This is a genomic window from Gymnodinialimonas phycosphaerae (genome assembly GCF_019195455.1).
GTDB lineage: Bacteria > Pseudomonadota > Alphaproteobacteria > Rhodobacterales > Rhodobacteraceae > Gymnodinialimonas > Gymnodinialimonas phycosphaerae.
In genome coordinates this window covers 3,921,985-3,933,854 of sequence record NZ_JAIMBW010000001.1, presented here as the reverse complement: position 1 = coordinate 3,933,854, position 11,870 = coordinate 3,921,985, and the positions used below count along the sequence as shown (strand labels likewise).

Here is an 11,870-nt window from a genome sequence, read left to right as displayed (position 1 = left end):
ACAAACCGGGCCCGCCCTCTACGCCGCATCGAGGGCCGGACGACCACCCCAAAGCTCCAGTAACGCGGTGGGCATTGCCATATGACAACCCGGTTCCTTCTGAACGGAGAGCCGCAGACGGTGGAGGCGGCGCCAACACGCACGCTTCTGGACTGGCTGCGCGAAGATGCGCGACTGACCGGTACCAAAGAGGGCTGCAATGAAGGCGACTGCGGTGCCTGCACCGTCATGGTGACGGATGCTGACGGCACCGCCCGGTCGCTGAACGCCTGCATCCTGTTTCTGCCGCAACTCGAAGGCCGTGCGGTGCGCACGGTCGAAGGTATCGCCGCCCCCGATGGCACCCTGCACCCCGTGCAACAGGCCATGGTCGAACATCACGGCAGCCAATGTGGCTTCTGCACGCCCGGCTTCATCGCCTCTATGGCGACCGCGCACCTGAACGGTGCCACGGATCATGAAGACCAGATCGCTGGCAACCTCTGCCGCTGCACGGGCTACGCCCCGATCCTGCGCGCCGCGCGCGCCGCTTCCACGGCGCCCATCCCGCCCCATATGAAAACCGACGCCGCCGCTATCGCCTCTCACTTCTTCCCTGTTCCAGAAATATCCCAGGGGGAGTCCGAAGGACGGGGGACAGCGTCCCCCCTTTCTTCCAACAAGGACTCCTCCCCCTTCATACCCACCGACTCCGACGCACTGGCCGCATGGTACGCCGCCCATCCCGACGCCACGCTGATCGCCGGCGCCACGGACGTGGGCCTTTGGGTCACCAAGCAGCACCGCGACCTGGGCGAGGTCGCATTCCTGAACCAATGCAGCGATTTGAAGGGCATTGATGCGGATCAGGAAACCATCCGCATCGGCGCGATGACCAATATGACCGATGTTCTTACCGCCATGGCCCCGCGCCACCCCAGCTATGCCGAGATGATCCGCCGCTATGGTTCAGTCCAGGTCCGCAACGCCGCGACGATCGGCGGCAACATCGCCAACGGCTCGCCCATCGGCGACAACCCTCCCGCTCTCATCGCCCTCGGGGCCACCCTGCACCTGCGCCACGGCGATGCCCGCCGCGATTTACCGCTGGAGGAGTTCTTCCTCAGCTACGGCAAACAGGATCTTGCGCCCGGTGAGTTCGTCGAGGCCGTCAGCCTTCCTGCGCAGTCCGACACGCTGCGCGTCTACAAACTGTCGAAACGGTTCGATCAGGACATCTCGGCCGTCTGCGGGGCATTCAACCTCTCAGTGGAGGGCGGCATGATCAAGACCGCCCGCATCGCCTTTGGTGGCATGGCGGGCACGCCGAAGCGGGCAACGGCTGTGGAGAAGGCACTTTTGGGCGCGGATTTCTCGGAAGCGTCCGCACGTGCGGCGCTGCCTGCTTTCGCCCAGGACTTCGCCCCGCTCTCGGATATGCGCGCGTCCAGCGTTTATCGGTTGGAGGCCGCCCGGAACATGCTCCTGCGTTATGTGGCCGAGATGTCGGGCCAAGCCACCAACGTTCTGGAGGTGCAGCCATGAGCGTGCACAAACCCCTCCCCCACGACGCCGCGCGCCTGCACGTCACAGGCGCCGCGCGCTACGTGGACGATATTCCGACCCCGCCCGATTGCCTGCATCTGGCCTTCGGCTTGTCGACGGTTGCCAAGGGCCATGTCACGGACATGGACCTGCGCGCCACCCGCTCATCCGCTGGCGTCTTCGCAGTTGTGACGGGGGCGGACCTGGCGCAGATCCCCGATTGTTCTCCGTCCAACCATGACGAACCGCTTCTGTCGGACGGCACGATCCACTACGCGGGACAGCCCCTGTTCTTGGTTGCCGCGCGCAGCCATCTGGAGGCCCGCCGCGCGGCTGCCCTGGCGCAGCCTATCTTTCAGGATGAGACACCGATCCTGACCATCGAAGAGGCTCAGGCTGCCAATAGCCGGTTCGAGGACGGGCCGCGCATTTATTCCAAGGGCGACGTGGACGAGGCCCTGCGCATTGCCACTCATGTGGTCGAGGGCCGCCTCGACATCGGCGGGCAGGAGCATTTTTATCTTGAGGGGCAATCCGCTCTCGCCCTGCCGCAAGAAGGCGGCGACATGGTCATCCACTCCTCGTCCCAGCACCCGACCGAGATCCAGCACAAGGTGGCCGATGCCCTTGGCCTGCCGATGCACGCGGTCCGCGTGGAGGTGCGCCGCATGGGCGGAGGGTTCGGCGGCAAGGAAAGCCAAGGCAACCATCTGGCCATTGCCTGTGCCATCATCGCCGCGCAGACCGGGCGGCCCTGCAAGATGCGCTATGATCGCGATGATGATTTCATCATCACCGGCAAGCGCCACGATGCGACAATCGATTACCGCGCGGGTTTCGATGCCGACGGGCGCCTGGTTGGCGTCGATTTCACCCAGCACATCCGCTGCGGGTGGGCGATGGACCTGTCGCTACCCGTTGCCGATCGCGCCATGCTCCATGCCGACAACGCGTATCTGTTGCCTGCCGCCCGGATCACCTCTCACCGCTGGAAAACCAACACGCAGTCCGCCACCGCCTTTCGTGGCTTTGGCGGCCCCCAAGGCATGGTCGGGATCGAGCGGGTGATGGATCACGCCGCCCATCAGTTGGGGATAGAGCCCCTGGCGCTGCGGCGCTTGAATTATTACCGGGAGGCGCCCTTGACCGAGGGCCGAGCCTCCGGCGGGAGTTTTTCTGGCAAGATGAAGGGAGCACGGCTGGAGACGGCGGATCTAAAGGGACGTGGCGCGGTGCGTGTGACCAGCGAAGGGGGCGCGAAACGATTTGGCGGGGCCCATTCGCCCGTTGCGGGGGGGCAAACGCCCAATACGACGCCCTATGGGATGGAGGTGGAAGATTTCCTCCTGAACGAGATGACCGAGCGTTTGGCAGAGCAATGTGATTACACGGCCCGCGTCGCCCGCGTGGACGATTGGAACGCACGCGAACCGGTGCTCAAGCGCGGCATCGCGCTGACGCCGGTGAAGTTCGGCATCTCTTTCACGCTGACCCATCTGAACCAGGCGGGCGCGTTGGTACATGTCTACCAAGACGGCTCGATCCACCTCAACCACGGCGGCACAGAGATGGGCCAGGGCCTTTTCCAGAAGGTCGCGCAAGTGGCCGCGCACCGCTTTGGCGTGGCGCCAGAGCGTGTGAAGATCACTGCAACGGATACCGGCAAGGTGCCCAACACCTCGGCCACCGCTGCGTCGTCCGGAACCGACCTCAACGGGATGGCGGTGCAAGCCGCCTGCGATAAGATCCGTAAACGGATCGCAGAGGGGGTGGCGGCCGAACTGCACGCGGAGCCTGCGGACATCACCTTCGAGGACGGCTTGGTTCGGTCGCCCACCGCCGAAATGCCGTTTGATGAGGCCGTGCAGCGCGCCTATATGGCGCGGATTTCCCTTTCTGCGACCGGCTTCTACAAGACCCCCAAAATCGCCTGGGACCGCCTCAAGGGCCAAGGCCGTCCCTTCCTCTACTTCGCGTATGGCGCCGCCTGTTCCGAGGTCGTCATCGACACCCTGACCGGCGAGAACCGTATCCTGCGCACCGATATTCTCCATGACGCGGGCGCGTCTCTCAACCCTGCGCTCGATATCGGCCAGATCGAAGGCGGCTTCGTCCAGGGCGCCGGATGGTTGACCATGGAAGAATTGGTCTGGGATGCCAAAGGCGCCCTCAAGACCCACGCGCCGTCGACTTACAAGATCCCCTGCGCCTCCGATGCGCCCGATATCTTCAACGTCTCGCTTTACGATGCGGCAAACCGAGAGGACACGATCTACCGCTCCAAGGCGGTGGGCGAGCCGCCCTTCATGCTTGGCATCAGCGTCTTTTCCGCCCTCTCCCACGCCTGCGCCAGCGCTGGGGCGAACTTCCCAGACCTGCAAGCCCCCGCCACGCCAGAAGCCATCCTCGCTGCCGTGGGCCGCGCACGCGCATGACGCCCATTCGTGTCACGATCGCAGAGGTCAAAGGCTCTGCCCCGCGCAACGAGGGCACCTCGATGCTGGTCCATGGCGACCGGATCGAAGGCACCATCGGGGGCGGCGCGCTGGAATGGGAGGCGATGCGCCTCGCCCGCGCCATGCTGGACGGCGGCCCGACCCATGCGCGCCACGTTTTCCCCCTCGGCCCGGCTCTCGGCCAGTGCTGCGGCGGCGCCGTAACACTTGAATTCCAGCCTGCAGCGCGTTGTGCTGAAACAGAAAAGACCGCCCTCTGGATCTGGGGGGCGGGCCATGTGGGGCGCGCTCTTGTCCACAGCCTCTTCCCTCTTCCCGGCTTCGCCCTGACGTGGGTCGACACGGCGCCGGATCGTTTTCCACAGGATATCCCCAGCACCATACACAAGGCCGTCGCCGCCGATCCGCCGCGCCTGATGCCCCACGCGCCGTCCAACGCGCACCATTTGATTGCCACCTACTCCCACGACATCGACCTCGCGCTCTGCCACGCCGCGCTTGCGCACGACTTCGCCACGGCAGGCGTCATTGGCTCCGCCACCAAATGGGCGCGCTTTCGCAAGCGACTCCGGCAGCTTGGCCACTCAGACGCCCAAATTTCACGCATCATGTGTCCAATTGGCGACCCAAGTCTTGGCAAACATCCCCAAGCCATTGCGATTGGCGTGGCCGCACGGCTACTTGGTGGGCAGATGCTGCTAGAATCAGCACAAACTGCGCCCGGGGGGACATGACAACAGCGCTGCTCGACATCCGGGGGCTGACCAAGGCCTATCCCGGCGTCATCGCGAATGACGACGTGTCCTTCGCGATTCAGCCCGGTGAAGTCCACGCGCTTCTGGGCGAAAACGGCGCGGGCAAGTCCACGCTTGTCAAGATGATCTACGGCCTCGTCACCCCCGACAGCGGCACCATGGCGCTGAACGGCGCGCCCTACACCCCGGCCGAGCCGCGCGCCGCGCGCACCTCGGGCGTCGCCATGGTGTTTCAGCATTTCTCACTGTTCGAAGCCCTCACCGTTGCCGAAAACATTGCACTCGGGATGGAGAACCCGCCCAAACCCCGCGATCTCAGCGCGCGCATCACCGAGGTCAGCACCGCCTACGGCTTGCCGCTGGATCCGATAAGCCTTGTGGGCAACCTTTCTGCCGGGGAACGGCAGAGGGTGGAGATCATCCGCTGCCTCCTACAGGACCCCAAGCTTCTGATCATGGACGAGCCGACCAGCGTCCTCACCCCGCAGGAGGTCGAAATCCTGTTTCACACGCTGCGCAAACTCAGCGCCGAAGGCACGGCGATCCTCTATATCTCGCACAAGCTGGAAGAAATCCGCGCGCTCTGCGATGCCGCCACGATCCTGCGCCTAGGCAAGAAAGTAGGCGAATGTGATCCGAAACAGACCTCTGCCGCGCAAATGGCCGAGATGATGGTGGGCAAATCCCTGGCCGTGCCCGCCCGCGCGGCGACCGAACCCGGCGAGGCGCTGCTGTCGCTGAACGCTCTCAGCCAGACCGCTACGAACCCTTTCGGTACCTCACTCAAGGAAGTGTCGCTGGCGGTGCGCGCCGGTGAAGTCCTGGGCATCGGCGGCGTGGCGGGAAATGGTCAGGATGAGTTGCTGGCCGTTTTGTCCGGCGAACGGACAACCCCGCCCGGCACGTTGACGTACCTGGGCCGCGACATCAGCGCAGAGGGGCCAAACGCGCGTCGCGCCAGTGGCCTGCTTTCGGCCCCGGAAGAGCGGTTGGGCCACGCCGCCGCCCCCGACATGTCGCTGACGGAAAACGCCGTGCTCACCGGGCAGGCCCGCAAGGGACTTGCCGCGAAAGGCTTCATCAACTGGCCCAGGGCGCGCGCCTTCGCCGATGACATCATTGCGCAATTCGACGTCCGCACCCCCGGAAATCACGTCGCTGCCCGGGCACTCTCGGGTGGGAACCTGCAGAAATTCGTCATCGGGCGCGAGATCCTTCAGGACCCGAAGATCCTTGTCGTGAACCAGCCCACATGGGGCGTCGATGCCTCCGCCGCCGCCGACATCCGCCAGGCGCTGCTCAACCTGGCCGAGGGCGGTGCCGGTGTCATCGTGATTTCCCAGGACCTCGACGAACTGCTGGAAATCTCTGACCGTTTCTGCGCCCTGAACGAAGGCCGCCTCAGCGATCCCTGCCCCGCGCGCGGCCTCTCCATGGAAGACATCGGCCTGATGCTTGGCGGGGCCCACGGGATGAAAGATGCAAGCCCCGAGGCCCACATATGATCCGCCTCGAAAAACGCCCCACTCCGTCGCGGTTCTGGTCCCTGTCCACCCCGCTTATCGCCGTGATCCTCACGATGATCGCAGGGGGCCTCATGTTCGCGGCCCTCGGCCAGGACCCGTTGGAGGTCATACGCGTGATCTTCTGGGATCCCCTGTTCCACGAACGCTTCGCTGCCTTCTCTCGCCCACAACTGCTGGTAAAAGCCGGACCGCTGATCCTGATCGCCATTGGCCTGTCGCTGGGATTTCGCGCGGGCATCTGGAACATCGGGGCCGAAGGACAGTACATCATCGGCGCGCTTTGCGGTGCCGCGTTCGGCCTTGCCTTCTGGCCGTCCGAGCATCCGCTGATCTTCCCCGGCATGATCGTAGCGGCGCTTGCGGGCGGCATGCTATGGGCGATGATCCCCGCAATCCTGAAGATCAAAGCCAACACCAACGAAATCCTCGTGTCGCTGCTGTTGGTCTACGTGGCCGAGGCCATTCTGGCCTCTGCGGCGACCAATTGGCTGCGTAATCCTGATGGTCAGGGCTTCCCCGGCTCGCGCAACCTGGCGCGCCACGCGGGCACCAACAACCCCGAGATCTGGGACGGCACCGGCATCCACCTTGGTGTTGTTGCCGCCCTGATCGCCGTCATCGCGGCCTACGTCCTGTTCCAAAAACACCTGCTCGGCTACCAGATCAAGCTGGCAGGCCAAGCGCCCCGTGCCGCGCGCTTCTCGGGAGTCAGCCCGGCGCGCATGGTGCTGCTCTGCCTTGGCGTCTCGGGCGCGCTGGCGGGCGTTGCTGGCGTGTTCGAGGCCACAGGCCCTGCCGCTCAGATCACCATCGATTTCAACGTCGGCTACGGCTTTACCGCGATCATCGTGGCCTTCCTTGGCCGCCTCCACCCCATCGGCATCTTGTTTGCGGGCCTGTTGATGGCGCTCACGTATATTGGCGGAGAGCTGGCGCAACTGCTCCTGCAAGTCCCCGCCCCCGCCATCCAGGCGTTCCAGGGCATGCTCCTGTTCTTCCTTCTGGCGCTTGACGTGCTGTCGAACTACCGCCTGCGCATCGGACGGGAGCGCGTGGCATGAGCACCTATCGACCATTCGAGTGTAAAGACATGGTCTGGACCGCCCTGAGCATGGCCCTTGCGCTGTTCTACGGCTTCATGGGCGTCCTCGTGTTATGGTTCGTCCTGTTCGATTTCGGGTGGATGATCTTGCTTCTCGGTCTGCCTTTTCTGCTAGTCCAGCTTGCCGTGATCCTCGGTGCCGACCGCTTCGCAAAATGGCGCCGCCGCAATGATCCGCCACCGCCTCGATCTTCCTGGGCGCGGCACCACGCCCTTTCCCTCGGCGCAAGTGTGGGGGCGTTGGCAGCCTTCGTGTTCCTGTGGGCAGGCATCGTGTTCGGAGCTGGCCGATGATAATTGATCCCGTCACCCTCATCGTGGCCCTTATCACCATTTCCACCCCCGTCCTGCTGGCCGCGCTTGGGGAATTGGTGGTCGAGAAATCCGGCGTCCTGAACCTGGGCGTCGAGGGGATGATGATCATGGGCGCGGTCTGTGGCTTCATCGTGGCGCACAACACCGGCTCGCCCACGCTGGCGTTCATTGCGGGCATGGCGGGCGGCGCGGCGCTGTCGCTGATCTTCGCCTTCCTCACGCAATTCCTGATGTCCAACCAGGTCGCCACAGGCCTTGCGCTCACCCTCTTCGGCCTCGGCCTCGCTGCCCTTCTGGGCGTGGGGTACGAAGGCCAGCCGATCCCCGATGTGGCCAAACCCCTGCCCGAAGCCCTGCGCGAGATGCCCGTCATCGGCCCCATCCTTTTGGGCCATGATCTTGTCACCTACCTGGCCGTGGCCGCCGTTTTCGCGATTGCATACGTGCTGAAGCATACCCGCACGGGCCTGATCATCCGCGCCGTGGGGGAAAGCCACGACGCGGCCCATGCGCTGGGTTACAAGGTGATCCGCATCCGCTGCGCCGCGATTGTCTTCGGCGGGGCGATGGCGGGTCTCGGTGGGGCCTTCCTGTCGATTGTCTACGTCGAGAATTGGGTACAGGGCATGACGGCCGGCGCAGGCTGGATCGCCCTGGCGCTGGTGGTGTTCGCGGCGTGGAAGTCGGGGCGCGTGCTGTTCGGCGCCTGGCTTTTCGGCGGCATCGCGGCGCTGCAACTGCGCCTGCAGGCGGCAGAGGTGCCCGTGCCCGTCGCCCTTCTGGACGCCTCGCCCTACCTTGTGACGATCATCGTTCTGGTCGTGATGTCCTCGGACCGGGCGAAAGCCGCCATCAACGCCCCTGCCTCCCTCGGCAAGACCTTCCATGCGAGCGGTTAAGACGATGAAACGCACGGACATCATCGGCATTCTGGACGGCACGCACCCGCGCTGGGGCCGTGGCGTGGCGCTTGGGATTTACGCCCTGATCTGCGCCTCCGCCGTTGTGATCGCGCTCGAAACGTTACCGGACCTCCCGCCCAGAGTGAACACGGCGCTCGTCATCGCCGAGATCGTGATCCTGAGCCTGTTTGTCGTCGAATATGTCTTGCGCCTGACCTGCTCGGAAAAGCCCCTGAAATATGCGTTCAGCTTCTGGGGCATCATCGATTTCCTTGCCATCGTGCCCGCATTGATCTTCCTGCTGCCGGATTTCGCCACCATCCGCGCCATCCGCCTGCTGCGCATCCTGCGGCTGCTGAAGCTGTTCAAGGCCAATCGTGCGCTGGACCGTATCACCCGCGCGCTGGACCGCGCGAAAACGGAATTTGCGATCTTCTTCTTCATTGCCTGCGTGGCGCTCTATCTGGCGGCCGTGGGCATCTACCATTTCGAGCATGAGGCCCAACCCGATGGCTTCTCCTCGATCCCGGAAAGCCTGTGGTGGGCGATTGCGACCTTCACCACCGTTGGCTACGGCGACGTCTATCCGATTACGGCAGGGGGGCGAATCTTCACCGGCCTCGTCATGCTGATCGGCATCGGCATCATCGCCGTGCCCGCAGGCCTTGTGACGGCGGCCTTGACCGAGGCCAGCCCCACGGACACACCAGAAACCGCAACCGAGACTCCAACAACAGGGGATGACCTATGAAACTGACAACCTCACTACTGGCCGGCGTGGCGCTGGCCACAGGCCTTGCCGGTGCCGCCATGGCGCAAGACGACCCGTTTCAGGTCGGCTTCATCTACATCGGCACGCCCGGTGATTACGGCTGGACCTATGAACATGATCAGGCGCGCCTGGCCGTGGAAGAGCACTATGGCGATGCGGTCGAGACCGTGTTCCTCGAATCTGTGCCGGAAGGTGCCGACGCAGAGCGCGCGATCACCACGATGGTCCTTGGCGGCGCCGACATGGTGTTCACGACGTCTTTCGGCTACGGCGAGGCGACGAACGCCGTCGCGGGCCAGTTCCCGGACGTCTATTTTGAACACGCGACCGGCTACCTGCGCGAGCATGACAACGTCTCCACCTACTCGGCCCGCTTCTACGAAGGCCGCGCCGTCATTGGTCACATCGCAGGCCATCTGACCGAAACCAACATCGTGGGCTACATCGCCTCCTACCCGATCCCCGAGGTCATTCGCGGCATCAACTCCGCCTACCTTCACGCGCGCGAAGTGAACCCCGACATCGAATTCCGCGTCGTGTGGGCCTACACCTGGTTCGACCCGGCTGTCGAAGGCGATGCTGCCCAGGCGCTGATCGACGCAGGCGCCGATGTGCTGATGCAACATACCGACTCGACCGCGCCGCAAGCCGCCGCGCAAGAGGCCGGGATCCTGTCGTTCGGCCAAGCATCCGACATGTTCCAGTTCGCGCCCCGTCCGCGCGTGTCCTCGATCATCGATGATTGGGCGCCCTACTACATCCGCCGCGTCGGCGAGGCGATGGAAGGCACCTGGACGCAATCCGATACCTGGGAAGGTATCGCAGAAGGCATGGTCGCCATTGGCGAAATGACCGAGGCGATCCCGGCCGAAGTCCAGGCGTCGGCCCAAGCGATGATCGATGCGATTGCGGCGGGCGAATACCACCCGTTCACCGGCCCGATCAACCGCCAGGATGGCACCGCATGGCTGGCCGACGGCGAAGTGGCCGACGATGGCACGCTGGCTGGCATGGATTTCTACGTTGAAGGCATCACCGGCGAAATCCCCAACTGATCTCGCTTCCCCGCGAATCCTCACAAGGCCCGCCCCACCCGGCGGGCCTTTCCCATTCGCGGCGCACGAACCGCCGCACCCGGCCGCCGCGCTGCGCACCGCTCCTTCTTTCATCTTGCCAAATACAACTCACCCGCCCTCACCACCCGCAGGATCCGCTGAAACGAAGCGCTGCCCGGAACCACCTGCCATGCCCCCACACTCCATGCCTCCCACTGGCCATGCCCCCACTGACCACGCCCCCCCTTGCCCAAGCCCCCCGCCCATGCGACCCCTTCCCCATGACCTACGATTTCCTGATCATCGGCGGCGGCATTGCGGGCACCTCTGCGGGCGCCCGTCTCGCGGCCCTCGGCACCGTGTGTTTGCTGGAGGCCGAACCCGCGCTCGCGTACCACACCTCAGGGCGCTCTGCCGCCCTATACGAGGCGAACTACGGCCATCCTGTCACGGTTGCGCTCAACAAGGCCTCCGCCCAAGACCACAACACCCTGGATGGCGGGCTGCTGTCGCCCCGGGGCCTCCTGCTGCTTGCGGGTCCCGGCGATGACGACGCAATGGCCCATGACATCGCCACCATGGACCTGACCGAGATCCCGGTCGCCGACGCGAAAGCAATCGTGCCGATCCTCGATACCTCCCACATCAACCGCGCCGCCCACCATGAGGACGCGTTCGATATCGACACCGACCGCATGGTGCAGCATTTCGCCCGTCAGATCCGGGCGAACGGGGCCGTGCACGCGGGCGAAAGGGTCACCGCGATCACCCGCACCGCCCTCGGTTGGGACGTCACAACCCCGACCCAAACGCACCACGCCCGCCATATCGTGAACGCGGCCGGCGCTTGGGCCGACCAGATCGCCACCCTTGCCAACATCGCGCCCCTGGGCCTCACCCCAATGCGCCGCTCCATGGCGCGGATGCCCGCCCCGGGCGGGCATGACGTCAGCACCTGGCCGATGCTGATGGCCCCCGGTGAAAGCTGGTACGCCAAGCCCGACGCCGGTGCCTGGTTGGTGTCCCCCGCCGAGGAAGACCCCACCACGCCCCACGATGCCTTCGCCGATGACATGGTGCTGGCCAAGGGCATTGCCCGCTACCAGCCCTTCGTGACCGAGGAAGTGACCCGCGTCACCGCGACCTGGGCGGGCCTGCGCACCTTCGCGCCGGATCGCTGCCTCGTCATCGGGCCAGACGCGCAAGACCCCACCTTCCTTTGGTCCGCGGGCCAGGGCGGCTACGGCTTCCAGACCGCTCCCGCCGCCAGCCAACTGCTGGCGGACCTCGTTTCGGGCGCGTCCTGCGTGCTGGACGCGGCGACCATCGCGGCCCTCTCTCCCGCGCGCTTCTGATCAAAATGCCGTGTGCGCCAAACCCCGTGCAAAACCGGCACTTTGCGCCCCAAGGTCCCGCGTCAGCACCATGGTGATCGTACAGGTCGGGAAACCCGGAACTTGGAA

The 11,870-nt window shown here is 64.9% G+C and carries 10 protein-coding genes; all 10 read left to right on the top strand.

Annotation, left to right across the window (positions count from 1 at the left end):
- Positions 1 to 81: 81 nt before the first annotated feature.
- The 10 genes from xdhA (at position 82) to KUL25_RS19710 (ending at position 11,762) form a co-directional block, all read left to right on the top strand.
- Positions 82 to 1,524, top strand: a complete 1,443-nt coding sequence (xdhA, locus tag KUL25_RS19755; protein ID WP_257894455.1) for a xanthine dehydrogenase small subunit — start codon at positions 82 to 84, stop codon at positions 1,522 to 1,524.
- Positions 1,521 to 3,959: a xanthine dehydrogenase molybdopterin binding subunit gene (gene xdhB, locus KUL25_RS19750; protein WP_257894454.1), complete on the top strand. Its 2,439-nt coding sequence runs from the start codon at positions 1,521 to 1,523 to the stop codon at positions 3,957 to 3,959. The genes xdhA and xdhB overlap by 4 nt, the downstream gene beginning before the upstream one ends.
- Complete coding sequence (gene xdhC / locus KUL25_RS19745) at positions 3,956 to 4,714, top strand: xanthine dehydrogenase accessory protein XdhC (RefSeq protein WP_257894453.1); 759 nt, start codon at positions 3,956 to 3,958, stop codon at positions 4,712 to 4,714. Before xdhB ends, xdhC begins: the two co-directional genes overlap by 4 nt.
- Positions 4,711 to 6,240 (top strand): ABC transporter ATP-binding protein, encoded by a 1,530-nt coding sequence (locus KUL25_RS19740; protein WP_257894452.1) that lies wholly within the window; start codon positions 4,711 to 4,713, stop codon positions 6,238 to 6,240. The genes xdhC and KUL25_RS19740 overlap by 4 nt, the downstream gene beginning before the upstream one ends.
- Positions 6,237 to 7,322, top strand: a complete 1,086-nt coding sequence (locus tag KUL25_RS19735; protein WP_257894451.1) for an ABC transporter permease — start codon at positions 6,237 to 6,239, stop codon at positions 7,320 to 7,322. Before KUL25_RS19740 ends, KUL25_RS19735 begins: the two co-directional genes overlap by 4 nt.
- The gene (locus KUL25_RS19730; protein WP_257894450.1) at positions 7,319 to 7,657 is read left to right on the top strand and encodes a hypothetical protein; all 339 of its coding nucleotides are present in this window, start codon (positions 7,319 to 7,321) and stop codon (positions 7,655 to 7,657) included. The genes KUL25_RS19735 and KUL25_RS19730 overlap by 4 nt, the downstream gene beginning before the upstream one ends.
- On the top strand, positions 7,654 to 8,577 hold the full coding sequence (locus KUL25_RS19725; RefSeq protein ID WP_257894449.1) for an ABC transporter permease: 924 nt from the start codon (positions 7,654 to 7,656) through the stop codon (positions 8,575 to 8,577). Before KUL25_RS19730 ends, KUL25_RS19725 begins: the two co-directional genes overlap by 4 nt.
- A gap of 4 nt (positions 8,578 to 8,581) precedes the next feature.
- Positions 8,582 to 9,331: an ion transporter gene (locus tag KUL25_RS19720; protein WP_257894448.1), complete on the top strand. Its 750-nt coding sequence runs from the start codon at positions 8,582 to 8,584 to the stop codon at positions 9,329 to 9,331.
- Complete coding sequence (locus KUL25_RS19715; RefSeq protein ID WP_257894447.1) at positions 9,328 to 10,407, top strand: BMP family ABC transporter substrate-binding protein; 1,080 nt, start codon at positions 9,328 to 9,330, stop codon at positions 10,405 to 10,407. The genes KUL25_RS19720 and KUL25_RS19715 overlap by 4 nt, the downstream gene beginning before the upstream one ends.
- A 281-nt stretch (positions 10,408 to 10,688) precedes the next feature.
- A complete protein-coding gene (locus KUL25_RS19710) occupies positions 10,689 to 11,762 on the top strand; it encodes an NAD(P)/FAD-dependent oxidoreductase (protein ID WP_257894446.1) in 1,074 nt (357 codons plus the stop codon).
- Positions 11,763 to 11,870 lie beyond the last annotated feature (108 nt).